This window comes from Bradyrhizobium sp. CCBAU 25338 (assembly GCF_028128965.1).
GTDB classification, from domain to species: Bacteria; Pseudomonadota; Alphaproteobacteria; order Rhizobiales; family Xanthobacteraceae; genus Bradyrhizobium; species Bradyrhizobium liaoningense.
The window spans coordinates 469,150-496,146 of sequence record NZ_LFKY01000003.1; the positions used below are offsets into that span (position 1 = coordinate 469,150).

The following is a 26,997-nucleotide window of genomic DNA, read 5'->3' on the forward strand; positions in this document are numbered from 1 at the left end:
CCTGCCGCTAAGGCAGATTGTCCCGCATCACGATGTCGATCCTGATCTTCTCCTGTTCGCGCAAGATCGGCTCGCCGCGGGCGAGCGCCAGCAGCACGCGCACGGCCGCGCGCGCTTCATGTCCGGGGTTCTGCGAGATCGCAGCATCCATCACGCCCTGCAGCAGCAATCGGCGCGTCAGCGCCGTGACGTCGTGTCCGACGAACACCACCTGCTTGTCGCGGCCGGCCTCGCTCAACGCTTTGGCGACGCCTTGCGTGCCGGCACCGACGTTATAAAGACCAACAATGTCGGCATGGCTGCGGAGCAGCCGGCCCAGCAGCTGCTCCGAACGGTCGTCCTCGTCGCGTCCTTCCAGCACCGGCAGCACGCTGAGATCGGGGAATTCCGTCGCCATCACCTGGTTGAAGCCGAAGATGCGCTCGGCATGATCGCGCAGGCCCTGCGAGCCCGCGACGATCGCGACCTTGCCGGACCTTTGGCCAACCAGCCGCCCGACCAGCGCGCCGGCAGTGCGCCCCGCCGCGATATTGTCGATCCCGACATAGTGGTGCCGGCGCGAGGATGGTACGTCCGAGACCAGCGTCACGACCTTGGTGCCGGCATCGACGAGATCGTTGATGGCAGCACGCACGCCGGGATGATCCAGCGCCACCACGGCAACCCCGTCGCAATCGCCCGACAATGCCTCCAGCGAGGCCGCGAGCGCGGAGGGGTTGAACACGTCGGTTGCGACCGTCTCGACGCTGAGGCGGCGGGCCGCCAGCCAGGCTGCCATCTCGCCGAGATAGGCCTCGATCTGCTGCATGAACGGGTTTGGTCCCGACGGCATCACGAAGGCGAAACGGCGGGCGCGGCCGCGGGCGAGCTCGGCGGCGGCCACATGCGGCTGGAACGAATTGCGTTCGATCGCCGCCTTGACGCGCCGCACCGTGTCCGGCCGCACGCCCGGGCGATTGTGCAGGACGCGGTCCACCGTCGCGAGGCTGACGCCAGCCTCGCGGGCGATGTCCTTCAGGGTCAGCGCGGTCGGGGTGAGCGTCTCGGCCATGGCTGAAGGCTAGCAGAGGTGTTTTGAGGTGCGCAACTCATTTTGAGGCGACCTCGCTGATTTGCGTGCCTTGCGTGGAGACGCGCTCCTGAGCTACCGACGCGCCGGCGCCGACAGGTCCAGCGCCAGGAACAGGCTGTTGGGATCCTCGACATAGCCCTCGAACGGGCCACAGACGATGAAGCCGTGCGCAAGGTAGAGCGCGTGGGCCGGCTTGAAATAGTCCCACGAGCCGGTCTCGAGGCTGAGCCGCGTCATGCCGCGCACACGAGCCTCCGTGATGATGTGACGCAGCATCCGGCCGCCATAGCCGCGCCGCCGCGCGGTCTGCAGCGTGTGCATCGACTTGACCTCGCCGTGGCTCGCCGAAAGCGTCTTCAACGCCCCGGTGGCGACCAGCGTCTCGCCGTCCCAGCCGGTCCAGAACGCGACGTCGGGTGCACGCAAGCCCGCAAGATCGAGCGCGTGGGCGCTGCCCGGCGCCGTCTGCGCCCGCGCGGCCGTGACGTGGTGATCGAGCAGCGCGACGACGCGGGGATCATAGGTGTCGCCGGTGCGGATCTGCATCGTGCTCGTCTCCATGTCCTGCCCTCACATCTTGCCGTAGGACGCGCCGCGCCTGATGATGATGACGTAGCGCGCGTCCTGCCTGGTTTCGTTCTCGAAGATCACGGCGCGCATCACGTCGAAATCCAGACAATCGCCCTCGCGCAGCCGCACCGCCTTGGCATCGATATGCACGGCGATCGCGCCCTCCAGCATCAGCAGCTGCTGGGTGAAGGCGTTGCGGCCCCAGGGGCTGTAGGAGACGCGGGCGCCGGCCGGAAGGTCGACGACGATGATCTCGATGCCGCTGGCCGCATCCGGCGGCGAGGCATGACGCCGGCGATAGCCGCTGTCGGGATCGCGCCAGAGCGGCTGGTCCGCAAGTCGCACCAGGCGCTCCGGCGGCTTTTCGGCGAGCGCGACGACGTCGCTGAGCGTGACGTCGAGCGCCGCGCAAAGCTTGTTGAGCAGCGCCGCCGTCGCACTGCTCTGCGCCCGCTCCACCCGCCCGATCATGGCCCGGCTGACGCCGGAGCGGCCTGCAAGCTCGTTCAACGTCATGCCCGCCTGCGTCCGCAGCGTTTTCAGGCGCCGACCGATGGCGCGATCGAGTTTCTGCTGGTCCATGGCTTTCATCAAAACATCGCCCCATACGAGGACCGCACCCATCAGAGCGAGAGCAGCCTAGCGCGCACAGAGGCAAACGCCGGGAGCGGAAGTCTAATATATTAGAATCTTTTCTGAGCACGTAGGGCCGATTAGGATGGGCCCCAACCACAATAACCAATCGGAGGCGACGATATGGGCGAGCCGACGCAGCGGACGATCAAGGCCAACGGCATCAGCCTCAATGTCGCCGAGCAGGGTGAGGGGCCAATGGTTCTGCTCTGCCACGGCTTTCCGGAAGGCTGGTACTCATGGCGGCATCAGCTCGAGGCGTTGGCAGCGGCCGGCTACCACGCGGTTGCGCCCGACATGCGTGGATACGGAAAGAGCGACCGGCCCGAAGCAATCGATCAATACACGATCCTCCACATGGTCGGCGACCTCGTCGGCGTGCTCGACGCCTTCGAGGCGAAGGACGCCGTCATCGTCGGCCATGACTGGGGCGCGACGATCGCCTGGCACACGGCGCGCCTGCGGCCCGATCGCTTCCGCGCCGCCGCTATCCTCAGCGTGCCCTATCGACCGCGCAGTCCGGTGCGGCCGACGAGCGTCATGCCGCAGACGGCGGATGCGCAGTTCTATCAGCTGTACTTCCAGGAGCCGGGTATCGCCGAAGCGGAGTTCGAACGGGATCCTCGCGCAACGCTCCGTGCCATGCTCTTTGGCGGTTCCGGCGAAGGAGCCGCGGCGATCCGTGCCAATGCCGAGCGTCAGGGGCGGACCGTTGGCGTCGGCATGGTCTCGCGGAAGGACGGAATGTTGCCGAAGATGCAGGTGCCGCTGCCGTCGTGGCTGAGCGCCGCCGATCTCGACTATTATGGCGCCGAATTTACGCGCAGCGGGTTTCGCGGGCCACTCAATTACTACCGCAACATCGATCGAAATTGGGAATTGATGGGGGCCTTCGAGGGCGTGAAGGTGGTGGTGCCCTCGCTTTTCATGGCAGGCGACCACGACATGGTCATCGCCTTCCCCGGTGCGGCCGATCATCTCGCCAACATGAAGCAATGGGTGCCGCAGCTCCGCGAGATCATAATGCTGCCCGGCTGCGGACACTGGACGCAGCAGGAGCGGCCGGCGGAGGTGAACGCGGCGATCGTGGAGTTTCTGCGAAGCTTGCCGGGCTAAAGGCTTGGAGCGGGCGAAGGGAATCGAACCCTCGTATGCAGCTTGGGAAGCTGCCGTTCTACCATTGAACTACGCCCGCTTATGCGCGCCTTGCGCCCCTACTGATTAGCCGAGACGGCGCGTCCCGCCAAGCGGTTTGGCGCGCCCGGCCCGACGGTTGTTAACGTCCTGATAAGATTCCAGCTGCGCCGGATTGTGGCGGTGTTATGATTGCGTGTCTGGGGCGAAACGTGCACTGAGTGGGGCGTGTGCATGGCGGGGCGTGCTTACGCGATTTTCGACACGGCGCTGGGGCGCTGTGGCATCATCTGGAGCGGCACCGGCGTGGTCGCCGTGCAATTGCCGGAGGCGCGGGAGATCGACACCCGCCGCCGCATTTTCCTGGCCCATCCCGAGGCGCGGGAGCAGCGACCGTCCGAGAACGCCGAGCTGGCGATCGAGGGGATCGTCGGCCTGCTGCAAGGCGGCGAGCCGGATTTCTCCGACGTCAGCCTGGACGCCGGCGGGGTGCCCGGCTTCGACCGGCGAGTCTACGAGTACACCTGCATGGTCCCGCGCGGCGAAACGCGCACCTACCACGAAATCGCCAAAGCCCTGGGCGCCTCCGGCGCCGTGCACTCGGTGGCACAGGCGATCGCCAAAAATCCCTACATGCTGATCGTGCCCTGCCACCGGGTGCTGGAGGCCGGCAATTACACCGACCGGCTTTCGCCCTATGCCGGCATGATCTCCAAGCGGCGGCTGCTGGCTCTCGAAGGCACCCATCCCGTCGCCAGCAAGACGCTGTTCGAGGTGCTGCTGCCCGTTGCTCCGCCCCGCGCGCCTACCTAGATAGGCCGGATGGATGCGACCACGCTGCTGACGACGCCATCGATGACGGTCTCCGAATTTCGCTGCGATGCGGGACCGGACGATACGCCGTTTCCCGAATGCCGCACCGGCCATTCCATCGCTTATGTCCGCGCAGGGAGCTTCGGCTGCCATTGCCGCGCCGGTTTCTTCGAGCTGGTGGCAGGCTCGATGCTGGTCGGCGCCCCCGGCGAGGAATACACCTGCACGCATGAGCACGTGTCCGGCGACGTCTGCCTGTCGTTCTTCCTCAGCGAGGACCTGGTGGAGACTCTCGGCGGGCGGCGTGACGTCTGGCGGATCGGTGCGACACCACCGCTGCCCGAGCTGATGGTGCTGGGCGAGCTCGCCCAGACGGCAGCAGATGGCAACAGCGACCTCGGCCTCGACGAGATCGGCCAGATCCTGGCCAGCCGCTTTGTGGATGTCGTCTCCGGCAAGGCGCGACGGCCGGCGACGCCGACCGCGCGCGACCGCCGCCGCGCCGTCGAGGCCGCGCTGTGGATCGACGACAACTCGCATGCCGAGCTCGACCTTGAACAGGCCGCGCGTCAGGCGGGCCTCAGCCCATTCCATTTCCTGCGGCTGTTCTCGAGCGTGCTTGGCGTCACCCCGCATCAATATCTGGTGCGCTCGCGGCTGCGGCACGCGGCGCGGCTGCTCGCCGACGACGACATCGCGGTCACCGACATCGCCTATGACGTCGGTTTCGGCGATCTCTCCAATTTCGTCCGCACCTTCCACCGCGCTGCCGGTGTGTCCCCGACCAAATTCCGCCAGGCCTCGAAGGGACAGCGCAAGATTCTCCAAGAGCAGCTTGCCCTCAACTGACTAGGGTCGTCTCCGGCGCATGCCCCTCTCGGCGCGCTTCTGCAATGGAGACGAACATGTACGACCACATCGGATTGCGTGTTGCCGACCTCGACGCTTCGACACGCTTCTACACCGCAGTGCTGGCGCCGCTCGGATATGTCCTGTGCTCGAGCGGCGACGGTTATGCCGGCTTCGGGCCGAAGGGCGAGCCGGCGCTGTGGCTGCACCTGAACAAGGGCCGGAAGGCCGACGGCGCCCATATCGCCTTCCGCGCCAAAGATCATGACGCGGTCAAGGCGTTCCATACCGAAGGGCTGAAGAGCGGCGGCCGCGACAATGGCGGCGCCGGGCCGCGCAAGGACTACAGCCCGACCTATTATGCGGCGTTCTTGATCGACCCTGACGGCAACAATGTCGAGGCGGTTTGCGCGTGAGCCCCAACGAAGCGCGCCACATTCGCCGTCATTCCCGGATGGCGCCTAGCACCAGACCCGGAATCCCGAGATTCTCAGGCGCGCAACTGCGCGCCGTAGTTCGCGCTTCGTGCGCCCCGGAATGACTCCAGCAAAACAGGAATCCCATGGCGTCCATCCGCAACGACGTTTCCCTCCCCGCCTCCGCACACGACGTCTGGGACGCGGTGCGCGATTTCGGCGCGCTGCACCAGCGGCTGGTGCCAGGCTTCGTCACCGCCTGCACGCTCGACGACGATGCGCGCATCGTCACCTTTGCCAACGGTTCGGTCGCACGCGAGGTGCTGGTCGATTGCGACGATGCGCGACAGCGCCTCGTCTATGCGATCAGCAACGAGCGGCTGAAGCATTACAGCGCCTCCGTGCAGGTGATCGCCGAGAGCGACTTGCGCTGCCGGCTGATCTGGATCATCGACGTGCTGCCGAACGAGCTCGCGGCCTACATTCAAGGGCAAACGAAGGAGGCTGTCGGCGCGATCCACAGGGCATTCCCGCCCGCGACTGCGTGATTTTCTTACAGAGCCGCGCCCTCGCCAGCCGTAACCATGCCCGCGTGCGTCCGGTCGGCTCCGCTCTCCCGGCGAAGCCAAGTACACGAGGAGCATGCCATGCGAGGTGCGGACAAGGTGATCTGCCAGCTAAAGCATGATCCGGAAAAGTGTGCAGCGGATTTCCGAAAAGTCACGCTTGAACAGCGACCTAAAGCACGATGACGATATTCATCCCAATCGCATCGCGCATCAGTCGGCAGTCGAAAGCGCCGGCCTGATCGCAGCTTTTTCCTTGCGCGGCCCCCAGCGCGTCAGCACCACGCTGGAGCACGACAGTACGCCGAGCACGACCATCGAGCTTGCGGCTAGCCAGAAGAAGCTCTGCGCGCTGGCGTCGTGCGTCGACAGCCACCAGCCGACAGCCGCGATGTAAATCAGCCGCGCCGTCTGCGCGAGCACCGGACCGATCACCTTGGCGGCGCCTTGCGAGGAGAAATACATCGTCGTTGCAAGGCCGAAGAAGGCGTAGAACGGCCCGACGGTCGAGAGATATTGATGACTCGCCGCGCGCACGGCCACGCTGTCGGTGAACATGTTGACCCAGATATCCGGGAAGATCGAAACGAGGCACGCCGGCGCGCCGACCGCCACGAAAGCGGCCGCACTGGCGATCCAGGTGATGCGCCGGGCGCGCGCGATGCGGCCTGCGCCGATCGCCATCCCGACCATCGGCACACAGGCGATGCCGAACGAGAACGCGATCGAGGTCAGCAAGAACTCGAGTCGCGCGCCGATGCCGTAACCGGCGAGGATCGCGGTGCCGAACTTCGCCAACATGTGGGTGAAGATCGAGATCGTCAGCACCGATTGCAGCGGCGAGAAGCAGGCGATGGCGCCGACCTTGAGGATGTCGAAGAACATCGCCCATCGGATGCGCAAGCCGCGCAGTCTCAGTACGATCCGTGCTCGGCCGGAGAACAGGTACCAGCCCATGATGCAGATGTTCATGGAATAGGCGATCAGCGCGCCGGCCGCGACGCCGTGCATTCCGAACTGCGGCACCGGTCCGAGACCGAGACCCAGCGTGCCGCCGAGCACGATCTGCCAGGCCGCAGAGTTGAGGATGAGAAATGACGGCAGCTTCATGTTGCCGGTGCCGCGCAGGACACCCGCCATGGTATTGAGCAACCAGGGCAGCACGGCGCCGCCGAAAAACACCTGCGTATAGGCGATCGCATGCGTCAGCACAGCGCCGCGGCCGCCAAGCATTTCGAGCAGCCGTGGTCCGAAGATCAGCATGCCCAGCATGAAGACCAGGCCGAAGCTGACACCGATCAGCATCGCATGCACGGCGAGCGTTCCGGCGCGCTCGCGATCACCGGCGCCGAGCGCACGCGCGATGGCCGAGGCCACCGCACCGCCCATGGCGCCGCCCGACATCGTCATGGTCAGGATCACGGTCGGAAACACCAGCGCCATCGCCGCAAGCGCCTCGACACCGAGCCGGCCGACATAAGAGGTCTCCGCGATCACCACGCAGATGCCGGCCGACAAGCCGATCACGTTCGGCCACGCGAGGGAGAGCAGCGTGCGCAGAATTGGCCCGTCGGTCAGCGCGCTCTTGACGGGGCGCCGCGGCGGCGGCAACGGGCGCTCTTGCTCATCGACCGGGATCTCGGCGATGTCCGACATGTCCTCTCCCGGGCAGGGGCGCCTTTTGCGGCGCAGCAATGAAAAGGTGTGCCAATCAATCTATTCGCGCGCAGGGCGCGGCGGGGACTTGTTAGCACGGTGCGCGCCGATTCCTCCTGCGCCGGGTGCAGGCGTGCCCTGCGGCAGCGCTCCCCATCGGCGAACTTACCCGATCGTCCAGACCAGTGGCGGACGGCCGGCGACTGCAGAGCGCATCTGCACGCCGATGTGCCGTCCGCACCCCGCGGCGAGCCCCTCGAACAATCCCGCCAGCACCTGCGCACAAGCGGGGTGATGGTCGGCGACGTCGTCCATCAGCTTCCAACTCTGCTGGTGTATTTCGAACGCGCCTTCTGATTGCGTGGTCTCGGCCGCATCATCCTGCGCGGCAAACAACGCGCTCAGGAACGATGCGAACTCTCTCGCGCCGCCGCGGGTCATCGCCAGCGCCGGGGCAACCTCGTCGAAATATTGCATGCCGATCAGCTTGCCGGTGAGATGCAGGAGATAGCCGGCATCCTCCGGACCGAACAGCTGCACCATCACGGGCGCGGCGGTGCGGACATATTCCATGGCGTAGTTACGATAGGCCTTTTCCAAACGCGGCTTCGGCCAGTTCGCGACCGGCAGCGCCGGCGCGGTCGTCGCATCGAACAATGGAGCTTCCAGATGACGGGCGAACACCAGGCGCTGGTCCGGCTCGAGCGGATGGTCGTACTGATGATAGTAGCCTTCGAGCCCATCCTGGCCATCGACGCTCTGCTTGGTGCAGACGAAGCCGAGCCTGAGATCGCCAAGCGCAACGCCGTTGTTGGCGTGCCAGCCGCGCAGCATCGCGCTGGAGACCTCGCCCGGAACGCCGCAGATCGCGGTGCCCCTCCAGATCCAGCGCGGCGGCGGATAGCGGATCCAGGCTTTGCGGTCGCTCTCATACATGTATTCGACATGCACGCCGCCGATCCAGTTGGAGAGATAATGATACTGGGCAGCCGCCACCGCCGGCGGCAGATGGCTGAGGCCGAGCTTTTGCAAGCCGGGAAGGAAGCGCTCCCGCTGCTGACGGCGGAACACGCGGAAGACGAATTCCGAGGCATCCGCTGTCCCGCGCCGAGTCACCACGGTGAGGATCAGGCCGGTGAAATAAGCATGATAGAGGTCGGCGACCGCCCGCCAGCGTCTCCATTGCGCTTCCTGCGCGGCTTCTGTTTCGCTCCTCATGCTTGCTCCCGATGGATTTGTTGTAACGGACTGTGTCATTGCGCGAGAGGCGACGCAACCGAGCCACGCGCGCGGCCGTCATGCCCGACCAGACCGGCGATCCAGAAAAGTAGCCGGATGAGCGACGCCATATCCGGATCCTTCCTCAGATCATCCCGGATATCGCTTCGCTCGTCTACGGCTTGGAGCGATCTCGATACGCTTTCATCAATTCGCTCAGCATGACGTTCAGGACCTTTCGTGTTAGCTTTCTTACTTATCCCGAGAACAAAGGCTATCGGATGCGCGCAATATCGCTGGCTGTTCTCCTGCTCCTGTCGCAGATCTTGCCGTTGCTTCCCGTATCGGCGGCGGACGAAGACAGCGCAGTCGGTCCACCGCCAGCGCTGGCGCCGGGGCAACCGCCGCCGCTGCCTGGGCAAGGGCCACTCGCCGAGCCGCGCTCGCGGGATCAGGTCGGTTTTCCCGCGGCGCTGACAGCGTCAGTGATCCCGCCGGCAACACCGCTTGCACCTGCGACGGTTGCGTTGGGACAGAAGCTGTTCTTCGACGCCCAGCTCTCGGGCGACGGCACCATCGCCTGTGCCACGTGCCACGATCCGGCACGCGCCTTCACCGACGGCAGGCCAGTGTCGATCGGCATCCATGGGCGCGCCGGCCAACGCAACGCCCCGACCGTGCTGAATGCGCTCTACAACAAGTCGCAGTTCTGGGACGGTCGCGTCGACACGCTTGAGCAGCAGGCGGCGCTGCCGATCACCAACGCTCTCGAGATGGGCTCGGCCAGCATCGGCGATGCCGTATCCAGGATCGCCGGCGACAAGGACTATCAGGCCCAGTTCATGCAGGCCTTCGGCCGCGGCGTCAACGAACAGGACATGTTGCGCGCCATTGCAACCTATGAACGGACGCTCGCGTCCTTCGATTCGCCCTTCGATCATTTCATCGCTGGAGATGCGAATGCGATCAGCGATTCGGCCAAACGTGGTTGGGAATTGTTCAACAACAAGGCGCGTTGCAATCTTTGCCATGCGCTGACGGATAGAGAGCGCGATCCAACTGTCTTCACCGATCACGATTTTCACAACATCGGCATCGGCATCCTTCGGCATCGCGTCGGTGCGCTGGCGGAGCAGGCCGAGCGCGAGCTGGCGCAGGGACGTGCGCTGGATGTCGACAACGCGGCGATCGCGAACGAAATGTCGGTTCTGGGGCGTTTCCTGATCACCAAGCGGCCGGGCGACATTGCGTCCTTCAAGACGCCCGGCCTGCGAAATATCCTGGTGACCGCGCCCTACTTTCACGACGGATCGATGGAAACACTGTGGGACGTCATGGATCACTACAACAAGGGCGACGGCGTCGCTGACGCGTGGCTCGATGAGGACATCCAGCCGCTGGCGCTGACGGAGCCCGAGATCGACGACGTGGTGGCGTTGATGGCGGCACTGACCAGTCCGCAATACAAGGACGCCGGCGACAAGGAGTATGCGCGACAGCTCGCACTATCCAAGGTGAACCGTCCGCAGCGCGATACGGCACGCGCCTTTGGTCCGAAGCCGCCACGGCCGAAGCCGCCGCTTTGAGCCATGGTTCACGCGCAGCGCTTGCTGACACTTACACCCGAAAATGCTTGCTCAGCTTCAGGCCCTGCGCCTGGTAGTTCGAGCCGATGCGCTGCCCGTACATGGCGTCGGGGCGGGCGAGCATCTTTTCATAGACGAGGCGGCCGACGATCTGGCCGTGCTCGAGGATGAACGGCACCTCGCGCGAGCGCACCTCAAGCACGGCGCGCGAGCCCTGCCCGCCGGCGCCGGCATAGCCGAAGCCGGGATCGAAAAATCCGGCATAGTGCACGCGGAACTCGCCCACCAAAGGATCGAACGGCACCATCTCCGCGGCGTAGTCGGGCGGCACCTGCACGGCTTCCTTGGAGGCGAGGATGTAGAACTCGCCGGGATCGAGGATGAGGCTGCCGTCGGGGCGGGCCGAGATCGGCTCCCAGAAGTCTTCGACCGCGTAGCCGGAGCGGCGATCGACGTCGACGACACCGGTGTGGCGCTTGGCGCGATAGCCGACGAAGCCACTCGCCTTCTCGCCGGAGAGATCGACAGAGACGGCGACGCCGCCGGAGAGGTCGGCATCGTCGATGTCGACGAGGCGCTCGGCGGCGTGCAGCGCCTCGAGCTCGTCGGCATTGAGGATGGCATCACCGGTGCGGAAACGCACCTGCGACAGGCGCGAGCCCTCGCGCACCAGCACCGGAAAGGTCTTCGGGCTGATCTCGGCATAAAGCGGGCCATGATAGCCGGCGCCGATCATGTCGAAGCGGCGCGTGCCGTCGGCGATCACGCGGGTGAAGACGTCGAGCCGGCCGGTCGAGCTCTTGGGGTTGGCTGCCGCGACGATTTCCGGCGGTAGCGCCAGGCTTTCCAGCAGCGGCACGATGTAGACGCAGTTGGTCTCCAGCACCGCGCCGTCGGCGAGGCTGAACTCGTGCAGCTTCAATTCGTCAATGCGTTCGGCGACCGTGGCGCCGGGACCGGGCAGGAAGCTGGCGCGGACGCGATAGGCAATGTCGCCAAGGCGCAGATCGAGGCTCGCCGGCTGGATCTGGCTTTCGACGAAGTCGTATTCGGGCAGGATGAGCCCCGCTTCCGCCATCGCCGCGATCATGCGGTCGGGCAGGATACCATTGGCGTCGGCGGCGACCGTGAACGTCAACCGGGGGTCCTCATCAGGGCTCTCTTGCGTCCCGACATACGGGAAAAACAGCCTTTTACGGCTAGCCGATGGACGCCTTGACGGAAAGGGCATTGCGGAATATGAGCATCACTTATCCCGTGGTGATTTGAGCCGGCCGGCTTGCAGCCACGTTAAATAAGTCGCTAAACAGGCCGGGGACCTCTGTGATCCCGGCCAGTGGAGATATCCAGGCCGGTTTTTTTGTGACCGTTTGCGCATCGAATGGTCATGTCGGAGGGTCCTATGTCGAAGTCGCCTGCCAACTACCGTCCCGAAACCCGCCTGGTCCATTCCGGGACCCTGCGCTCGCAGTTTGGCGAGACGTCGGAGGCGCTGTTCCTCACCCAAGGCTACGTCTACAACAGCGCCGAGGAGTGCGAGGCGCGGTTCAAGGGCGAGGATCCCGGCTTCATCTATTCGCGCTACTCCAACCCCACCATCGCGATGTTCGAGCGCCGCATGATCGAGCTCGAAGGCGCCGAAGCCGCCCGCTCGGCCGCGACCGGCATGGCCGCGGTGACGACCGCGATCCTCGCACCGCTCAAGGCGGGCGATCACGTCGTGGCTTCGCGCGCCCTGTTCGGCTCGTGCCTTTACGTCATCCAGGACTTGTTGCCGCGCTACGGCATCGAGACCACGCTGGTCGACGGGCTCGATCTCCACCAATGGCAGCGCGCGCTGAAGCCCAACACGAAAACGTTCTTCCTGGAGAGCCCGACCAACCCGACCCTCGACGTGCTCGACATCCCCGGGATCGCCGAGATCGCGCACAAGGGGGGCGCGCGGCTCGTGGTCGACAACGTGTTCGCCACGCCGATCTGGCAGAGCCCGCTCGCGCTAGGGGCCGACGTCGTCGTCTATTCCGCGACCAAGCATATCGACGGCCAGGGCCGGTGCCTCGGCGGCATCATCCTGTCGTCGGAAGCCTTCATCGCCGAGCACATCCACAATTTCATGCGCCAGACCGGCCCCTCGATCTCGCCGTTCAATGCCTGGGTCCTGCTCAAGGGCCTGGAGACGCTGGCCGTGCGCGTGCGCGCGCAGACCGATACCGCAGCGCGCATCGCCGAGGTGCTGGCGAGCCATCCGAAGATCTCGCGGCTGGTCTATCCCGGCCGCGCCGATCATCCGCAGGCAGCTTTGGTGAAGAAGCAGATGCGCGGCGGCTCGACCCTGGTCGGCTTCGAGGTCAAGGGCGGCAAGCAGGCGGCGTTCCGCGTGCTCAACGAGTTGAAGCTTGCGAAGATCTCGAACAATCTCGGCGACGCCAAGAGCCTCGTCACGCATCCGGCGACGACGACCCATCAGCGCCTGAAGCCGGAGGACCGTGCCGCGCTCGGAATCAGCGAGGGGTTCATTCGCTTCTCCGCGGGGCTCGAACATGCCGACGACCTGATCGAGGATCTGACAGCGGCGCTGGAGAAGGCGTGAGCTTCTCACCCTCCCCTGGAGGGGGAGGGTCGATCGCGCGAAGCGCGAGCGGGGTGGGGTGATCTCTCCACTCGGGCATCGTTGGACGGGGAGAGACCGTCACCCCACCCCGCTACGCATTCCGCTTCGCTGCATGCCTAGCGACCCTCCCCCTCCAGGGGAGGGTAAGCGAGACCTACATCGGCCGGTACGTCCGCACGTCCGCGGGCACGTTCACCCCGAGCTTGATCTGGCCGACGGAACGGATGATGTCGTCACCCAACAGCTGAGCGAAGCAGGCATAGCCCCAATCGTTCATGTGCAGGCCATCGGCGATCACGAAGCCCTCGACCGGAATGGCCTGCTTCTCATGCCAGTCGCGCATCACCTCGAAGCGCGGGAAGATTCCGACGTGACGGAGCTCGGCGACCTTGTTGAGCAGCTTCACCATCTTGCCGGCGCTCTCGGCGCGCTGGTTGACGGCCGGCGAATATTGCGGATCCACCAGCACGATGTCGGCGCCGCCCGCGGCCTGGATGCGGCTGATGCCGTCCTCCACCATCTTGGCGGTTTCGCCGGGATCGAGATTGCGCAGCACGGCGTTGGTGCCGACCTGCCAGATCACGAGATCCGGATGCATGTCGATCACCTGCGTCTGGAGGCGCTTCATCATCTCGGGGGCGTCCTCGCCGCCGACGCCGGCATTGATGACGCTGATGTCGGCGGTCGGATAGTGCCGGCGCAGCTGCGCGGCGAGACGATTGGGGTAATTGAACTCCGGCGAGCTCGCGCCGAATCCCTGAGTCGACGACGAGCCGAACGCGACGATGACGACGGGCAGGCCGGCGACGAGCTTGCCAGCAACGTGCGGCAGCGAGCCCATCGCCTTCGAACCGTCCTTCGGCGGCTGGCAGGGCACACGGTTGAAGATGTCGCTGGCGGATTTGGCGGCCTGCTTCACCTTGTCGATGGCGCGCGCCGTGATGCCGCGCTGCTCGGGCGACGTCGCAGCGACGGTGGTCTGGGAGGGCGAAGCGGAAGCGGGATCAGCCGACTGCGCGGGGGCGGGTGTCGCCTGTGCGGCTGCCGTCTGGGCATGCGATTGCGGGGCCGGCGTCAGCAACAACAGCGCCGCGGCTGCAGGCGCGGCCAGCCATGTCGTCAGGCAAAAAGGGCAGAGAGAACTCATTAACGCTAGACCTCAATTTTGCTGCTGGGCCGGCTCGAGACGGGCTGCGTCGATCACGAACTGTGCCAACGCCCGGCCAAGGCAATCATGGACCTGTTTCGCCAGCTCGGGCCCGCGGGACGGGCTGAACAGGTCGAACTGACCCTGATCATTCCACTGCCGCATGATCGCGAAACGATCGAACAGCGGGATACCGTGCTCCTGCGCCACCACCCGCATATTGTCGAGAAAAGGCTGCGCCGAGATCATGGTTTCAGTGCGTGGACTATACTGCAGATTCATCAAGACGACGTCAGCCCCCGCATTTTGCAATGCAGCAACCCCTTCGGTGACGGCACTGCGAAACTCGTCGGGATCGCTCGCTCGGATAGCGTCCACGGTCCCGGTCTGCCAGATGACCAACGTAGGCGTTTTTGCTTCCATCAGCTTAACGAAAGTGGAGGCGGTCTCCTCTGCCGTTTTCTTGCTCTGTATTTCTACGGAGACATGTACCACCTCCGGCGGCGGCAGCTTCTCCTTGAGGATCGCCTCCATGCGCGCCGGGTACGAGCTGTTCTCCGAAGATGGAATGGTCGTCGAGCGGCTGCCGATGACCAGGATCTCGAGCGGCTTGCCGGCCTTGACGGCGGCGGCGACCTTGGGCAACGCGCTTTCGCTGGTCAGCAGATAGGCCGGCAATTCGCAGGAAGCGGGCGCAGGGGGAGCCGTGGGCGCAGGATCGCCCGCACGCGCCACAGGCGCGGCGACGCATAGCAGGATCAGGCTCAGGAGAACCTTCGCCTTCATCAGCCCCCTCCCGCCAGATCGGCGTTGCCGACGGCGTTTTTGGTCTTCGCACCGCTCTTGTCAGCCACGCGCTTGTACCACGAAATGACCCAGGCCACCCCCCACATGATCAGCACTCCGGAGAGACTAATCAAGGCATGCATGGCTGCGCCGCCGGAGACTTCGGCCAGGATGAAGTGGCCGGCGAAAGCAAGGAAGACGCCGAGACAGAAGATCTCGAGGGAATGCTGGCCGCACAGGATCAGCGGCCGCAGCCAGGGCGACTTCAGGCCCGGCCAGTCCCGCGGCAGGAAGCGCACCGTGAGCGCGGCCAGCGCCAGGAAATGCGTGAAGCGCAGCACGTCGAGATCGGTCTTGTTGATCGGATACATCCATTGCTCGATCAGCTTCGGCATGAACTGGGAGAGCTGCGGCACATACCAGGTCAGCGTCACGTAGAACGACGCGACGAGATAGGCGATCGCCAGCCACATCGTGACGCGTGACGACAGAATACGCGACATGCGGCGCGCACCTCCGAGCGCACACCATGCTCCAAACACGAACAACAATTGCCAGGCAAAGGGATTGAAGGCCCAGAAGCCGTTCGGATAGGCCGATAGATAAAGATCGTACTCCCAGGTGACCGCGTAGAGCACGACCGAAAGGCCGAGGGTGACGTCGGGGCGCCATTTCATCGACCACAGGATCAGGGGCAGCGCCAGCATCAGCACGATGTAGAGCGGCAGCACGTCCATGTTGACGGGACGAAAGCGCAAGAGCAGCGCCTGCACGATGGTGACGTCCGGCTGCTTGAGGAAGTCCATGATACCCATCTCTTCGGTGTAGAGCGGGTTCTCGAACCTGGTCGCCACGTAGGAGATTTCGGCAAGGAAGATCGTGAACAGGAAGACGTGGGCGACGTAGATTTGCCAGACCCGGCGCAGGATGCGCGCGGTGGCGATGACGACGCCGCTCTCCAGCATCGCCCGGCCGTAGACGAAGGCGGCGGTGTAGCCGGAGATGAAGATGAAGATCTCCGTAGCGTCGCTGAAGCCGTAATTGCGGATCGTGAACCAGGTCAACAGACTCGGCGGCAGGTGGTCGATGAAGATCAGCCACAGCGCGAGCCCGCGGAACAGATCGAGCCGGAGCTCGCGCTCGCCGATGGCGGGCAGCGTGATGGCCGGCGCGGCGGCGCGCGGCTTGGTCCCTGCGGGTCTGGCCTCCGCGGTCCCCGCGATCGTCGATCCCGTCACTTGGTCGGCAATGGTCATCGGGGCCTAAAAACCCTTCCGCAAAACGCGACGTTGAAAGAATGTAAGGGTCCCGCCGTCGTCTCGCAAAGCGGCCCGGATCATATAAGGGAATCTCCCTTTGGGGTGTCCTTCCCTTCGAATTCTGGCGGGACGATGTCGCCAAAGCCGTCTGTGGCGTTTGGTTCCCGGGACGGATTTGGCTATTATAGCAACCATGTACCGCGCCGTGACCCGCCAGATTGAAGTGACCGTCGAGCCGAACTTTGTTCCGGAGCAGTCGTCGGCCGACCGCTCGCGCTATTTCTGGGCCTATACCATCGTCATCACCAATTCGGGCGAGGAGACCGTGCAGCTCAAGACGCGGCACTGGATCATTACCGATGCCTCGGGCCGCCAGCAGGAGGTGAAGGGCGAGGGGGTGGTCGGCGAGCAGCCGATCCTGGCGCCCGGCGAGCGCTTCGAATACACCTCCGGCGTGCCGCTCTCGACCGCCTCGGGCTTCATGACCGGCCGCTACCAGATGGTCAGCGAAACCGGCGAGCGCTTCGAGATCGACGTGCCGACGTTCTCGCTCGACAGTCCCGACAACAAGCGGGTGTTGAACTAAAGCATGATCCGGAAAAATGCACAGCGGTTTTCCGAAAAGATCATGCTGAAACAACAACCTGAAGCGCGATGACGATTCATCCTAGTCGCATCGCGCTTTAGCGCGGTGTCGTAGGGCGGGCAGAGGCGCAAAGCGCCATGCCCACCATTCCGGTCGTCGCACAGGACATGGTGAGCACGCTCCACTTTGCCTACCCTACGATGTCCGAACCTTTGGCGAACTGCCTCCACATCGTCTTTGCGAGAATGCCGCGTCAGGCGTCTTCCACGCCCGCCTCGTGGGGCGAGAACTGGTACACCGATGAGCAGAACTCGCAGGTGACGACGACCTTGTCGTCCTTGACCATTGCGGCACGATCGTCCGGCGAAAAGCTCTTGAGCATCGAGGCGACCGCATTGCGCGAGCAGGAGCACTGCGCCTTGAGGACCTGCGGATTGAACACGCGCACGCCGCGCTCGTGGAAGAGACGGTAGAGCAACCGCTCGCCCGAGAGTTCGGGATCGATCAGCTCGACGTCTTCGGCGGTCTCCATCAGCGAACGCGCCTCGACCCAGGCGTCGTCTTCGGCGACGCTGTGCACTTCGACACCTTCAGGCGCATCGCCGGGATGCAGATCGGCCTGCCGGGCGCGCTCCGGCGCCTTCGGCAGAAACTGCATCAGCATGCCGCCGGCCCGCCAGCGATGCTTGCCGCCGTCGCTCGAGCGCCACTCCTCGCCGACCGCAAGGCGCACGCGCGTCGGAATCTGCTCGGAGCGGAGAAAATATTCGTGCGCGGCGTCTTCCAGGCTACCGCCGTCGAGCGCAACCAGACCCTGGTAGCGGCTCATGTCGGGGCCCTGGTCGATGGTCATGGCGAGATGGCCGCGGCCGAGCAGCGTGCCAGACTGCATGCCAGCGTCCTTGGCCTCGCCGAGGCGCTCGGCGTCAAAGCGGGCATAGGCGCGCAGGCGATCCGGCGCCATGTAGTCGACGACCAGGAACGACACCGGACCGTCGGTCTGAGCCTGGAGAATGAAGCGACCTTCGAATTTCAGCGCGGTGCCGAGCAACGTCGTCAACACGATGGCTTCACCGAGCAGCTTGCCGACGGGTGCGGGATAATCGTGCTTGGTCAGGATATCGTCGAGCGCCGGGCCGAGCCGCACCAGCCGCCCGCGCACATCGAGCGCATCGACCTCGTAAGGCAGCACGGCGTCGTCGATCGGAACCGCCGATGGTGCGCGAACCGGGCCTTCTGGCCCGGTTTTCATGTCAGGGGATTGGGAAACCATGGCGCGTTATCTGGGGTCGGAGGGCTGAGAATGGAAGGGGGGCGGCTACCACCACATATTCCGCTATCGTTCCGGACAAGCGAGCGGAGCGAGCGCTGATCCGGGACGATAGCGGCGCGCGGGGCGACAGCAACGCCACCACACGCCCCCGCTATTTCACCGCGTCGAAGCACCAGGCCAGAATGCCCTTCTGCGCGTGCAGGCGGTTCTCGGCCTCGTCGAACACGACCGATTGCGGACCGTCGATCACTTCATCCGTGACCTCCTCGCCGCGATGGGCTGGCAGGCAGTGCATGAACAGCGCATCGGGCTTGGCCAGCGACATCAGCTTGGCATTGACCTGGTAGGGCTTGAGCACGTTGTGGCGGTGCTCGCCCTCCTTGTCGCCCATCGACACCCAGGTGTCGGTGACGACGCAATCGGCGCCGCGCACGGCGGCTTCCGGATCGGTGCCGAGCACGATCGGCGCGCCTGACGTCTTGATCCAGTCGCGCATTGCCTTCTTCGGCGCGAGCTCCGGAGGTGTTGCGACGTTGAGCTGGAATTTGAAGCGCTCGGCGGCGTGCGCCCAGGACGCCAGCACGTTGTTGTCGTCGCCGGTCCAGGCCACCGTCTTGCCCTCGATCGGGCCGCGATGCTCCTCATAGGTCATGAGGTCGGCCATCACCTGGCAGGGATGCGACCGCCGCGTCAGGCCGTTGATCACGGGCACGGTCGCATAGGCCGCGAGCTCCAGCAGCGCCTCGTGATTGAGGATGCGGATCATGATGGCGTCGACATAGCGCGACAGCACCCGCGCGGTGTCGGCGATGGTCTCGCCGCGACCGAGCTGCATCTCGGCGCCGGTGAGCATGATGGGCTCGCCGCCGAGCTGGCGCATGGCGACATCGAACGACACCCGCGTCCGCGTCGAGGGTCGCTCGAAGATCATCGCCAGCGTCTTGCCTTCGAGCGGCCTGACCGGCTGGTGCGCCTTCTGCTTCGCCTTCATGGCGGACGAGGCGGCGAGCATGCTCTTGAGCTCCGACAGCGGCAGCTCGTTGATGTCCAAAAAGTGCTTTGGAGCTTTATTGGGCGTCTTGCTCATCAGCTTGCCGCCCGCTTGGTCTGGCTGGACGAGATCGCAGTGCAGGCGCGTTCGAGCCGCCCGACGCTGTCCTCGATCTCCGCCTCGGTAACGATCAAGGGCGGCAGGAAGCGCACGACATTGTCGCCGGCTCCGACGGTGAGCAATTTTTCGGCGCGCAGCGCCGCGACGAGATCGCCCGAGGGCACCACGGCCTTGATGCCGATCAGGAGCCCCTCGCCGCGCACCTCGCTGACGACATCTGAATGGCGATCGATCACGGAGGCGAGCTTCTGCTTCAGCAGCAGCGACATTTTCTGCACGTGGTCAAAGAAGCCGGGCTTGAGCATGACGTCGAGAACGGCGTTCGCAGCCGAGATCGCGAGCGGATTGCCGCCGAAGGTCGAACCATGCGAGCCCGGCCCCATGCCGCGCGCAGCGTCGGCGGTGGCGAGCACCGCGCCGATCGGGAAACCGCCACCGAGCGCCTTCGCCAGCGACATCACGTCGGGCACAACACCGGTACGCTTGTAGGCAAAGAGTTCGCCGGTGCGGCCCATGCCAGTCTGCACCTCGTCGAAGGCGAGCAATAGGCCGCGCTCATTGCAGAGCTCGCGCAATGCCTTCAGGAACGTGGGAGGCGCAGAACGAACGCCGCCCTCGCCCTGGATCGGCTCGATGAGAATGCCAGCGGTGTGCGGGCCGATCGCCTTCTTCACAGCTTCCAGGTCGCCATGCGGCACCTGGTCGAAGCCGTCCATCGGCGGGCCGAAGCCCTCGAGATATTTTGCAGAGCCGGTGGCGGCCAGCGTCGCCAGTGTGCGGCCATGGAAGGCGCCCTCGAATGTGATCATGCGGTAGCGCTCAGGATGCCCCTTGGAGAAGTGATGGTGGCGCACCAGCTTGATCACGCCTTCCAGCGCCTCGGCGCCGGAATTGCAGAAGAACACGAAGTCCGCAAAACTCTCATTGCACAGACGCGCCGCGAGCTTCTCGCCGTCCGGGCTCTGGAACAGGTTCGACATGTGCCAGAGCTTCGTCGCCTGCTCCTGCAACGCCTTGACCAGAGTGGGATGCGCATGGCCGAGCGCATTCACCGCCACGCCGGAGGTGAAATCGAGATAGCGATCCCCATTGGTTGCGATCAGCCAGCAGCCTTCGCCGCGCTCGAAACCGAGGTCGGCCCTGGCGAAAACGGGGAGCAAATGCGGCGCGGCGCTGTTCGTCATGACGTCACTTGAATGTTGCGGACGGTGTGACGCGCGCATTACGCAACGCACCATTGACCGGCCCGGAAAACGAAACGTGCCGCCTTTTAAGGGCGGCACGTAGGACTATCTTATGCCTGGCAAGACGGGTGTCAATGCCGCCCGGAAAGCCCCGCGAAACGCTGAATCCGTAGTCTTGCGGTGCCGATTTCGCGGGATTTTCACCACGGAACATGTGGACGCGAGTCGGCGGACTCTTGCGCGGGAGTCACGCCATATTGTAGCGTTTGGACTGTCAGATACGACATCTCGTGCAGCAGTTCTGATCCCTTAAGTCCTCATGTACCGGCGTAAACGTTCGGGCGTCTTGAGCGCGCCCGGCGAGCCTTAAGGGATTCTGGCCGCACGGGTTTTTCAAGGCTTAGGCAATCGCTGCGAAGGCCCCAGGATGGTAGGCGCGCAGCGAGGGAAAGGGTGCAATGACGGTTTTGACCTGGTCCGATGATCGCGTCGAGCAGCTGAAGAAGCTTTGGGAGGCCGGACTTTCGGCCAGCCAGATCGCGGCGGAGCTCGGCAATGTGACCCGCAATGCCGTGATCGGCAAAGTGCACCGGCTCGGCCTGTCCGGCCGCGCCAAGAGCCCTTCGTCGGCAGCGCCCCGGCCGCGCAAGGCGCGGCCCGCGCAGCACATGATGCGGGTGACCCGCCCCGTTGCCCGCGGCAACACCGCGCTGGCGCAGGCCTTCGAGGTCGAGGTGGAGGCCGAACCCGTCACCTACGACAATGTGGTGCCGATGAACCAGCGGCTGTCGCTGCTGGAGCTGAACGAGGCGACCTGCCACTGGCCGGTCGGAGATCCCTCGAGCCCGGATTTCTTCTTCTGCGGCGGCAAGGCGCTCTCCGGCCTGCCCTATTGCGCCCAGCATTCGCGCGTGGCGTATCAACCCGCAGCGGATCGCCGGCGCGCGCCGGCGAAGCCGGGCACGCGGTGAGTTTGCGGATTTAGCTGACTGCAGCCGTCACACGATGACGGCTCGACTTACTCGGTGTCATCCCCGCGGAGGCGGGGATCCATAACCACAGGGCGCAGTGATTGCGCGAGATGGCTACTGCGAGTCTTCGCCAAACCACGTCTTGTGGTTATGGATCCCGGGCTCGCGCTACGCGCGCCCCGGGATGACGGCCAAGATTGTTGCCGCGGCTCGCTAATTCGACATCCACAAAACTCAGGTCTGCTCCGCCTTCGCGAACCGATCGTCCAGCGCATAGCCGGCGCCACGCACGGTGCGGATCGGATCCTGCTCCCGGCCGAGATTGAGCAGCTTGCGCAGGCGGCCGATGTGGACGTCGACAGTGCGCTCGTCGATGTAGATGTCGCGGCCCCAGACGCTGTCGAGCAGCTGCTCGCGCGAGAACACGCGGCCGGGATGCTCCAGGAAGAACTCCAGCAGACGATATTCGGTCGGGCCGAGATCGATCGGCCGGCCCGAACGCGCCACGCGGCGCTTGTCGCGGTCGAGCTCGATGTCGCCATAGGCGAGCACGGTGGCGAGCCGCTCGGGGCTGGCGCGCCTGAGCAGGCCCTTCACGCGCGCCAGCAGCTCCGGCACCGAGAACGGCTTGACGATGTAGTCGTCGGCACCGGTCGCAAGTCCCCGCACCCGCTCGCTTTCTTCGCCGCGCGCGGTCAGCATGATGATCGGAAGCTGCTTGGTTTCGGGACGGGTGCGCAGCCGCCGGCACAGCTCGATGCCCGACAGGCCCGGCAGCATCCAGTCGAGCACGATCAGATCGGGAATGTGCTCCTTGAGGCGGGTGTCGGCATCATCGCCGCGCATCACCGTCTCAACGTCATAGCCGTCGCCTTCGAGGTTGTAGCGAAGAAGCTCGGTGAGAGCTTCCTCGTCCTCAACCACCATAATGCGTGCGCCCATGTTGTCGTCGCTCCTTGGGTATTCGGCACCGTTTAGGTATTCGGCACCGTCGTGGCGAAGGTCGTCATGTCGCCCTTCGGCCGCTTGTCGGTGATCGCCTGACCCTCGATCATGTAGAATACGGTCTCGGCGATGTTGGTGGCGTGGTCGCCGATCCGCTCGATGTTCTTGGCACAGAACATCAAATGGATGCAGAACGAGATGTTGCGCGGATCCTCCATCATGTAGGTGAGGAGTTCGCGGAACAGCGAGGTGCAGATGGCATCGACTTCCTCGTCGCCCTTCCACACCGCCATCGCTGCCGGCAGATCGTGCGCGGCATAGGCGTCCAGCACCGACTTGACCTGCTGCTGTACGAGGTCGGTCATGTGTTCCAGGCCGCGGAACAGTTTCAGCGGATGAAAATCCGTCTCCAGCGCTGCGACGCGCTTGCCCATGTTCTTGGCGAGATCGCCGATGCGCTCGAGATCGGTCGCGACGCGCATGGCCCCGACGATCTCGCGCAGATCAACGGCCATCGGCTGGCGGCGGGCGATGGTGAGCACGGCGCGCTCCTCGATGCGCTTCTGCAGCGTGTCGAGTTCGGCGTCGGTGGCGACGACGCGTTGACCGAGCGCGACGTCGCGGCGGATCAGCGCGTCGACGGAATCGACGATCATGCGCTCGGCGATGCCGCCCATCTCGGCGACCAGGCGGGTGAGTTCCTGGAGGTCGGTATCGAAAGCCTTTGCGGTATGTTCAGAACCCATGTTCCGTCTCCTCAGCCGAACCGGCCGGTGATGTAATCCTGCGTGCGCCGGTCGGTCGGCGACGTGAAGATCTTGCTGGTGTCGTCGAACTCGATCAGCTCGCCGAGATACATGAAGGCGGTCTTGTCGGAGACGCGGGCCGCCTGCTGCATGTTGTGGGTGACGATCGCGATCGTGTAGTTCTCGGACAATTCCTGGATCAGCTCCTCGACCTTGGCGGTCGAGATCGGGTCGAGCGCCGAGCAGGGCTCGTCGAACAGGATCACCTCGGGCCGCACCGCGACGGTACGGGCAATGCAGAGGCGCTGCTGCTGGCCGCCGGAGAGCGACAGGCCGGAGGCATTGAGCTTGTCCTTGACCTCGTTCCACAGCGCGCCGCCGCGCAGCGCCTTCTCCACGCGATCGTCCATCTCCGATTTCGAGATCTTCTCGTAGAGGCGGATCCCGAAGGCGATGTTCTCGTAGATCGTCATCGGGAACGGGGTCGGCTTCTGGAACACCATGCCGACCCGCGCGCGCAGCAGATTGAGGTCGAGCTTGGGGTCGAGCATGTTGGTGTGGTCGAGCATGAGCTGGCCGGTGGCGCGCTGGCCCGGGTAGAGGTCGTACATCCGGTTGAAGATACGCAGCAGGGTCGACTTGCCGCAGCCGGAAGGGCCGATGAAGGCCGTGACGCGATTGGTGCCGAGCGCCAGATTGATGTTCTTCAGCGCATGGTGCTCACCGTAGTAGAAATTGAGGTTGCGCGCCGTGACCTTGGCAGGCGCCTCGGGCAGCGGCTGCGAGCCGGGGTGAACGGTCGGCGCGCTTACGGAAACAGACATTTCACTCATTTTGCGGTCCTCTCGGCACCAAGGATGCGGGCGCCAATGTTCAGGGCAAGCACAGTCAGGGTGATCAGCAGCGCACCGCTCCAGGCGAGTTGCTTCCAGTAGGCGTAGGGGCTCTGCACGAAGTTGTTGATGGTCACCGGCAGGTTGGCCATCGTCTTGTCCAGGCCGAGGCTGAAGAATTGGTTCGACAGCGCGGTGAACAGCAGCGGCGCGGTCTCGCCCGCGACGCGAGCAGTGGCCAGCAGCACGCCGGTGATGAGGCCCGAGCGCGCCGCACGGTAGGCGATGCGCTTGATCACCAGCGAGCGCGGCAGCCCGAGCGCGGAGGCCGCCTCACGCAGCGGGTTCGGCACCAGCAGCAGCATGTCCTCCGTGGTGCGCACCACGACCGGGATCACGATCACGGCGAGCGCCAGCGCGCCAGCGATTGCCGAGAAGCCTCGCATCGGCACCACGACCGCACCGTAGATGAACAGGCCGATGATGATCGAGGGCGCCGAGAGCAGGATGTCGTTGATGAAACGGATGACCGAGGTCAGCCTGTCGTTGCGTCCGTATTCGGCAAGATAGGTGCCGGCGAACATGCCGAGCGGCGCGCCGATGCCGACGCCGATCACGGTCATGATCAGCGAGCCGACGATGGCGTTGCGAAGGCCGCCCTCGGTCGATCCGGGCGGCGGCGTGTCTGCGGTGAAGACCTGAAGGTTGAGCCCAGCCAAGCCGTTGTAGAGCAGCGTGACCAGGATCAGCGCGAGCCAGGTGACGCCGAAGGCGGCGGCTGCGATGCAGAGGCCGCGGATGACGATGTCCCAGCGGCGGCGGCGCGAATAGATCGGGTTCATGGCTTCACTTTCCGGCCTTGGTTTCCAGGCGCATCAGCATCAGCCGCGCGGCCGCGAGCACGAAGAACGTCAGCACGAACAGGAGCAGGCCGAGCAGGATCAGGCCGGACTGGTGCAAGCCGTCGCTCTCGGCGAACTCGGATGCGATCGCTGCCGAGATCGTGGTGCCCGGGGCGAAAATCGATGAAGAGATGCGAAACGAATTGCCGATGATGAAAGTCACGGCCATCGTCTCGCCGAGCGCGCGACCCAGCGCCAGCATGACGCCGCCGATGATGCCGACGCGGGTATACGGGATCACCACGCTGCGCACGACTTCCCACGTGGTGCAGCCGACACCGTAGGCGGCTTCCTTCAGCACCGGCGGCACCGTCTTGAACACGTCGACCGAGATCGAGGTGATGAAGGGCAGCACCATGATGGCGAGGATCAGCGCGGCATTGAACAGGCTGAGATAGGACGGGGGACCCGCGAAGATCGCGCCGAGCACGGGCACGCCGTCGAACACCCTGATCATGAAGGGCTGGAAGGTGTTGGCCAGGAACGGCCCCAGCACGAAGAAGCCCCACATGCCGTAGATGATCGAGGGAATGCCGGCGAGCAGCTCGATCGCCATGCCGATCGGGCGGCGCAGCCATTGCGGACAGAGCTCGGTGAGGAAGATCGCAATGCCGAGACCGACGGGAATGGCGATCAGCATCGCGATGAAGGAGGTGACGAGCGTACCGTACATCGGCCCGAGCGCGCCGAGCACGGGCGGATCGGCCGAAGGGGCCCAGCGCTGCGTCCACAGGAACGACAGGCCGTATTCCTTGATCGCCGGGAAGGCGCCCACGATCAGCGAAATGATAATGCCGCCGAGGATCAGCAGCACCGAGATCGCGGAAAGCCGCGTGACCCAGTAGAAGGTGACGTCACCGAGCTTGAACGCGCCCAAGGCCTTGGCGCGATCATACGGTCCGGCGTCGTCGATTGCATCGCTCTGAACGGCCATCTCTGCCACGCCGATCCCCTGTTTTGCCTTACGCCATCTGCATGCCGCCAAAGGCGGTCGTTTTCGACGGTTTGCCGCGTCGTTCCGGGTGGTCTCAAGGACCCGGAATCCTGGGATTCCGGGCCGTTCTTTCACTCGCGCCCGCCGAGGCGGAGCGCGAGTTTCAGTACGCTGCAATCAGCTCTTGATCTCGGCAGCCCACGTCTTCTCGATCTGCTTCACGACCGTGTCGGGCATCGGGATGTAATCGAGCTCCTCCGCCATCTTGTCGCCCTTCTCGAACGCCCACTTGAAGAACTTGATGGCTTCCTGGGACGCCGCCTTGTCGGTCGCATCCTTGTGCATCAAGATGAAGGTCGCGCCGGTAATCGGCCACGACGTTTCACCGGGCTGGTCGGTCAGGATCACATAGTAGTTCTTGGAGCCGGCCCAGTCGGCGTTGGCGGCTGCTGCCTGGAAGGCCGCAACGGTCGGCTGCACGGTCTTGCCGGACTTGTTGATCAGGGCACCGTAGGTCAGCTTGTTTTGCTTGGCATAGGCATACTCGACATAGCCGATCGAGTTCTTGGTCTGGCTGACATTGCCCGCGACGCCTTCATTGCCTTTGGCGCCAACACCCGTTGGCCACTCGACCGCGGTACCGGCACCGACCTTTGTCTTCCACTCGGCATTGGTCTTCGTAAGGAAATCGGTCCAGATGAACGTGGTGCCGGAGCCGTCCGACCGACGCACGACGGTGATGGCGTCCGAGGGGAGCTTCACTTTGGGATTAAGCTTGGCGATCGCCGGGTCATTCCATGTCTTGACCTTGCCCAGATAGATGTCGCCCAGCAACTCGCCAGAAAACACCAGCTCGCCCGACTTGATCCCTTCGAGATTGACGACCGGCACCAAGGCACCCATCGCCTGCGGCCATTGGATCATTCCGTCCTTTTCAAGTTGCTCAGGCTTGAGAGGCATATCGCTCGCGCCGAAGGTGACGGTCTTGGCCTGGATCTGCTTGATGCCGCCGCCCGAACCGATCGACTGGTAGTTCAGACCGTTGCCGGTCTCCTTCTTGTAGGCGTCAGCCCACTTCGAATAGAGCGGGAACGGGAACGTCGCGCCGGCGCCGGTGATGTCGGCCGCAAAGGCTGCCGTCGTCGATGCGGCGACCAAGCCAGCAGCGACCATAGTTTTGAGGAAATTCATGCTGG

27 protein-coding genes, 1 tRNA gene and 1 riboswitch are annotated in these 26,997 nt (G+C 64.7%); of the genes, 9 read left to right on the forward strand and 19 right to left on the reverse strand.

Annotation, left to right across the window (positions count from 1 at the left end):
- Positions 1-7: 7 nt before the first annotated feature.
- The 3 genes from ACM42_RS07475 to ACM42_RS07485 all read right to left on the reverse strand — a co-directional run bounded on the left by ACM42_RS07475 (position 8) and on the right by ACM42_RS07485 (position 2,224).
- On the reverse strand, positions 8-1,051 hold the full coding sequence (locus ACM42_RS07475) for a LacI family DNA-binding transcriptional regulator (protein ID WP_271527278.1): 1,044 nt from the start codon (positions 1,049-1,051) through the stop codon (positions 8-10).
- A 93-nt stretch (positions 1,052-1,144) separates the two neighbouring features.
- Positions 1,145-1,618 (reverse strand): GNAT family N-acetyltransferase, encoded by a 474-nt coding sequence (locus ACM42_RS07480; protein ID WP_271527465.1) that lies wholly within the window; start codon positions 1,616-1,618, stop codon positions 1,145-1,147.
- Between the two features lie 24 nt (positions 1,619-1,642).
- The gene (locus ACM42_RS07485; RefSeq protein WP_271527279.1) at positions 1,643-2,224 is read right to left on the reverse strand and encodes a helix-turn-helix domain-containing protein; all 582 of its coding nucleotides are present in this window, start codon (positions 2,222-2,224) and stop codon (positions 1,643-1,645) included.
- 174 nt (positions 2,225-2,398) lie between these two features.
- Between ACM42_RS07485 and ACM42_RS07490 the strand changes: the two genes are divergently transcribed.
- The gene (locus tag ACM42_RS07490; RefSeq protein ID WP_271527280.1) at positions 2,399-3,391 is read left to right on the forward strand and encodes an alpha/beta fold hydrolase; all 993 of its coding nucleotides are present in this window, start codon (positions 2,399-2,401) and stop codon (positions 3,389-3,391) included.
- Between the two features lie 5 nt (positions 3,392-3,396).
- Here ACM42_RS07490 and ACM42_RS07495 read toward each other — a convergent pair.
- Positions 3,397-3,470: transfer RNA gene (locus tag ACM42_RS07495), tRNA-Gly, on the reverse strand.
- 173 nt (positions 3,471-3,643) lie between these two features.
- Here ACM42_RS07495 and ACM42_RS07500 point away from each other — a divergent pair.
- From ACM42_RS07500 to ACM42_RS07515, 4 genes are all read left to right on the forward strand, one after another.
- Positions 3,644-4,222: a methylated-DNA--[protein]-cysteine S-methyltransferase gene (locus ACM42_RS07500; protein ID WP_271527281.1), complete on the forward strand. Its 579-nt coding sequence runs from the start codon at positions 3,644-3,646 to the stop codon at positions 4,220-4,222.
- Positions 4,223-4,231: 9 nt separating this feature from the next.
- A complete protein-coding gene (locus tag ACM42_RS07505) occupies positions 4,232-5,071 on the forward strand; it encodes a helix-turn-helix transcriptional regulator (protein ID WP_271527282.1) in 840 nt (279 codons plus the stop codon).
- Between the two features lie 56 nt (positions 5,072-5,127).
- Complete coding sequence (locus ACM42_RS07510) at positions 5,128-5,487, forward strand: VOC family protein (protein WP_271527283.1); 360 nt, start codon at positions 5,128-5,130, stop codon at positions 5,485-5,487.
- 146 nt (positions 5,488-5,633) lie between these two features.
- Positions 5,634-6,035, forward strand: coding sequence for an SRPBCC family protein (locus ACM42_RS07515; RefSeq protein WP_271527285.1), 402 nt, complete (start codon positions 5,634-5,636; stop codon positions 6,033-6,035).
- A 231-nt stretch (positions 6,036-6,266) separates the two neighbouring features.
- Here ACM42_RS07515 and ACM42_RS07520 read toward each other — a convergent pair whose 3' ends face one another.
- Positions 6,267-7,709, reverse strand: a complete 1,443-nt coding sequence (locus ACM42_RS07520; RefSeq protein WP_271527286.1) for an MATE family efflux transporter — start codon at positions 7,707-7,709, stop codon at positions 6,267-6,269.
- Positions 7,710-7,874: 165 nt separating this feature from the next.
- Complete coding sequence (locus ACM42_RS07525) at positions 7,875-8,927, reverse strand: hypothetical protein (RefSeq protein ID WP_271527287.1); 1,053 nt, start codon at positions 8,925-8,927, stop codon at positions 7,875-7,877.
- Positions 8,928-9,208: 281 nt separating this feature from the next.
- On the opposite strand from ACM42_RS07525, the gene ACM42_RS07530 reads away from it, so the two are divergent.
- Positions 9,209-10,513: a cytochrome-c peroxidase gene (locus ACM42_RS07530; protein ID WP_271527288.1), complete on the forward strand. Its 1,305-nt coding sequence runs from the start codon at positions 9,209-9,211 to the stop codon at positions 10,511-10,513.
- 31 nt (positions 10,514-10,544) lie between these two features.
- Here the strand turns inward: ACM42_RS07530 and ACM42_RS07535 are convergent, their stop codons facing one another.
- On the reverse strand, positions 10,545-11,651 hold the full coding sequence (locus tag ACM42_RS07535; RefSeq protein ID WP_239627947.1) for a 2'-deoxycytidine 5'-triphosphate deaminase: 1,107 nt from the start codon (positions 11,649-11,651) through the stop codon (positions 10,545-10,547).
- A gap of 109 nt (positions 11,652-11,760) precedes the next feature.
- Positions 11,761-11,840: riboswitch (SAM riboswitch) on the forward strand.
- Between the two features lie 75 nt (positions 11,841-11,915).
- On the opposite strand from ACM42_RS07535, the gene ACM42_RS07540 reads away from it, so the two are divergent.
- On the forward strand, positions 11,916-13,103 hold the full coding sequence (locus ACM42_RS07540; protein ID WP_271527289.1) for an O-succinylhomoserine sulfhydrylase: 1,188 nt from the start codon (positions 11,916-11,918) through the stop codon (positions 13,101-13,103).
- 175 nt (positions 13,104-13,278) lie between these two features.
- Here ACM42_RS07540 and ACM42_RS07545 read toward each other — a convergent pair whose 3' ends face one another.
- From ACM42_RS07545 to ACM42_RS07555, 3 genes are read right to left on the reverse strand one after another with little or no spacing between them, the layout of a single operon-like run.
- A complete protein-coding gene (locus ACM42_RS07545; protein WP_271527290.1) occupies positions 13,279-14,271 on the reverse strand; it encodes an SGNH/GDSL hydrolase family protein in 993 nt (330 codons plus the stop codon).
- 12 nt (positions 14,272-14,283) lie between these two features.
- Complete coding sequence (locus ACM42_RS07550) at positions 14,284-15,057, reverse strand: SGNH/GDSL hydrolase family protein (RefSeq protein ID WP_271527291.1); 774 nt, start codon at positions 15,055-15,057, stop codon at positions 14,284-14,286.
- The gene (locus tag ACM42_RS07555; protein WP_271527292.1) at positions 15,057-16,313 is read right to left on the reverse strand and encodes an OpgC domain-containing protein; all 1,257 of its coding nucleotides are present in this window, start codon (positions 16,311-16,313) and stop codon (positions 15,057-15,059) included. The genes ACM42_RS07550 and ACM42_RS07555 overlap by 1 nt, the downstream gene beginning before the upstream one ends.
- A gap of 196 nt (positions 16,314-16,509) precedes the next feature.
- On the opposite strand from ACM42_RS07555, the gene apaG reads away from it, so the two are divergent.
- Entirely contained in the window at positions 16,510-16,902 is a 393-nt protein-coding gene (apaG, locus tag ACM42_RS07560; protein WP_035672380.1) for a Co2+/Mg2+ efflux protein ApaG, read from the forward strand.
- 253 nt (positions 16,903-17,155) lie between these two features.
- Here the strand turns inward: apaG and ACM42_RS07565 are convergent, their stop codons facing one another.
- The 3 genes from ACM42_RS07565 to ACM42_RS07575 form a co-directional block, all read right to left on the reverse strand.
- Entirely contained in the window at positions 17,156-18,175 is a 1,020-nt protein-coding gene (locus ACM42_RS07565) for an Hsp33 family molecular chaperone (protein WP_442868900.1), read from the reverse strand.
- A gap of 151 nt (positions 18,176-18,326) precedes the next feature.
- On the reverse strand, positions 18,327-19,262 hold the full coding sequence (gene argF, locus ACM42_RS07570) for an ornithine carbamoyltransferase (protein ID WP_028179016.1): 936 nt from the start codon (positions 19,260-19,262) through the stop codon (positions 18,327-18,329).
- Positions 19,262-20,470, reverse strand: coding sequence for an aspartate aminotransferase family protein (locus ACM42_RS07575; protein ID WP_028179017.1), 1,209 nt, complete (start codon positions 20,468-20,470; stop codon positions 19,262-19,264). Before ACM42_RS07575 ends, argF begins: the two co-directional genes overlap by 1 nt.
- A gap of 458 nt (positions 20,471-20,928) precedes the next feature.
- Between ACM42_RS07575 and ACM42_RS07580 the strand changes: the two genes are divergently transcribed.
- A complete protein-coding gene (locus tag ACM42_RS07580; protein ID WP_271527298.1) occupies positions 20,929-21,441 on the forward strand; it encodes a GcrA family cell cycle regulator in 513 nt (170 codons plus the stop codon).
- Positions 21,442-21,675: 234 nt separating this feature from the next.
- Here ACM42_RS07580 and phoB read toward each other — a convergent pair whose 3' ends face one another.
- The 6 genes from phoB to pstS all read right to left on the reverse strand — a co-directional run bounded on the left by phoB (position 21,676) and on the right by pstS (position 26,992).
- A complete protein-coding gene (gene phoB, locus ACM42_RS07585) occupies positions 21,676-22,383 on the reverse strand; it encodes a phosphate regulon transcriptional regulator PhoB (RefSeq protein WP_008143479.1) in 708 nt (235 codons plus the stop codon).
- 32 nt (positions 22,384-22,415) lie between these two features.
- Positions 22,416-23,132 carry a phosphate signaling complex protein PhoU gene (gene phoU, locus ACM42_RS07590; RefSeq protein WP_061879664.1) on the reverse strand — a complete coding sequence of 239 codons (717 nt, stop codon included), beginning with the start codon at positions 23,130-23,132 and terminating at the stop codon, positions 22,416-22,418.
- Between the two features lie 11 nt (positions 23,133-23,143).
- A complete protein-coding gene (gene pstB, locus ACM42_RS07595; RefSeq protein ID WP_271527299.1) occupies positions 23,144-23,965 on the reverse strand; it encodes a phosphate ABC transporter ATP-binding protein PstB in 822 nt (273 codons plus the stop codon).
- Positions 23,962-24,807 carry a phosphate ABC transporter permease PstA gene (pstA, locus tag ACM42_RS07600; protein WP_271527300.1) on the reverse strand — a complete coding sequence of 282 codons (846 nt, stop codon included), beginning with the start codon at positions 24,805-24,807 and terminating at the stop codon, positions 23,962-23,964. The genes pstB and pstA overlap by 4 nt, the downstream gene beginning before the upstream one ends.
- Positions 24,808-24,811: 4 nt before the next feature.
- Complete coding sequence (gene pstC, locus ACM42_RS07605; protein ID WP_271527466.1) at positions 24,812-25,801, reverse strand: phosphate ABC transporter permease subunit PstC; 990 nt, start codon at positions 25,799-25,801, stop codon at positions 24,812-24,814.
- Between the two features lie 177 nt (positions 25,802-25,978).
- Complete coding sequence (pstS, locus tag ACM42_RS07610) at positions 25,979-26,992, reverse strand: phosphate ABC transporter substrate-binding protein PstS (protein WP_061879726.1); 1,014 nt, start codon at positions 26,990-26,992, stop codon at positions 25,979-25,981.
- Positions 26,993-26,997 lie beyond the last annotated feature (5 nt).

Coding starts and splice junctions, on each gene's coding strand:
- pstS (WP_061879726.1), bottom strand. CDS start 26,992: ATGAATTTCCTCAAAACTATGGTCGCTGCTGGCTTGGTCGCCGCATCG.
- phoB (WP_008143479.1), bottom strand. CDS start 22,383: ATGGGCGCACGCATTATGGTGGTTGAGGACGAGGAAGCTCTCACCGAG.
- ACM42_RS07530 (WP_271527288.1), top strand. CDS start 9,209: ATGCGCGCAATATCGCTGGCTGTTCTCCTGCTCCTGTCGCAGATCTTG.
- ACM42_RS07525 (WP_271527287.1), bottom strand. CDS start 8,927: ATGAGGAGCGAAACAGAAGCCGCGCAGGAAGCGCAATGGAGACGCTGG.
- apaG (WP_035672380.1), top strand. CDS start 16,510: ATGTACCGCGCCGTGACCCGCCAGATTGAAGTGACCGTCGAGCCGAAC.
- ACM42_RS07500 (WP_271527281.1), top strand. CDS start 3,644: ATGGCGGGGCGTGCTTACGCGATTTTCGACACGGCGCTGGGGCGCTGT.
- ACM42_RS07480 (WP_271527465.1), bottom strand. CDS start 1,618: ATGCAGATCCGCACCGGCGACACCTATGATCCCCGCGTCGTCGCGCTG.
- ACM42_RS07520 (WP_271527286.1), bottom strand. CDS start 7,709: ATGTCGGACATCGCCGAGATCCCGGTCGATGAGCAAGAGCGCCCGTTG.
- ACM42_RS07540 (WP_271527289.1), top strand. CDS start 11,916: ATGTCGAAGTCGCCTGCCAACTACCGTCCCGAAACCCGCCTGGTCCAT.
- argF (WP_028179016.1), bottom strand. CDS start 19,262: ATGAGCAAGACGCCCAATAAAGCTCCAAAGCACTTTTTGGACATCAAC.
- phoU (WP_061879664.1), bottom strand. CDS start 23,132: ATGGGTTCTGAACATACCGCAAAGGCTTTCGATACCGACCTCCAGGAA.
- pstB (WP_271527299.1), bottom strand. CDS start 23,965: ATGAGTGAAATGTCTGTTTCCGTAAGCGCGCCGACCGTTCACCCCGGC.
- pstC (WP_271527466.1), bottom strand. CDS start 25,801: ATGGCCGTTCAGAGCGATGCAATCGACGACGCCGGACCGTATGATCGC.
- ACM42_RS07555 (WP_271527292.1), bottom strand. CDS start 16,313: ATGACCATTGCCGACCAAGTGACGGGATCGACGATCGCGGGGACCGCG.
- ACM42_RS07490 (WP_271527280.1), top strand. CDS start 2,399: ATGGGCGAGCCGACGCAGCGGACGATCAAGGCCAACGGCATCAGCCTC.
- ACM42_RS07505 (WP_271527282.1), top strand. CDS start 4,232: ATGGATGCGACCACGCTGCTGACGACGCCATCGATGACGGTCTCCGAA.
- ACM42_RS07565 (WP_442868900.1), bottom strand. CDS start 18,175: ATGGTTTCCCAATCCCCTGACATGAAAACCGGGCCAGAAGGCCCGGTT.
- ACM42_RS07515 (WP_271527285.1), top strand. CDS start 5,634: ATGGCGTCCATCCGCAACGACGTTTCCCTCCCCGCCTCCGCACACGAC.
- ACM42_RS07550 (WP_271527291.1), bottom strand. CDS start 15,057: ATGAAGGCGAAGGTTCTCCTGAGCCTGATCCTGCTATGCGTCGCCGCG.
- ACM42_RS07475 (WP_271527278.1), bottom strand. CDS start 1,051: ATGGCCGAGACGCTCACCCCGACCGCGCTGACCCTGAAGGACATCGCC.
- ACM42_RS07545 (WP_271527290.1), bottom strand. CDS start 14,271: ATGAGTTCTCTCTGCCCTTTTTGCCTGACGACATGGCTGGCCGCGCCT.
- ACM42_RS07510 (WP_271527283.1), top strand. CDS start 5,128: ATGTACGACCACATCGGATTGCGTGTTGCCGACCTCGACGCTTCGACA.
- ACM42_RS07485 (WP_271527279.1), bottom strand. CDS start 2,224: ATGGACCAGCAGAAACTCGATCGCGCCATCGGTCGGCGCCTGAAAACG.
- pstA (WP_271527300.1), bottom strand. CDS start 24,807: ATGAACCCGATCTATTCGCGCCGCCGCCGCTGGGACATCGTCATCCGC.
- ACM42_RS07580 (WP_271527298.1), top strand. CDS start 20,929: ATGACGGTTTTGACCTGGTCCGATGATCGCGTCGAGCAGCTGAAGAAG.
- ACM42_RS07575 (WP_028179017.1), bottom strand. CDS start 20,470: ATGACGAACAGCGCCGCGCCGCATTTGCTCCCCGTTTTCGCCAGGGCC.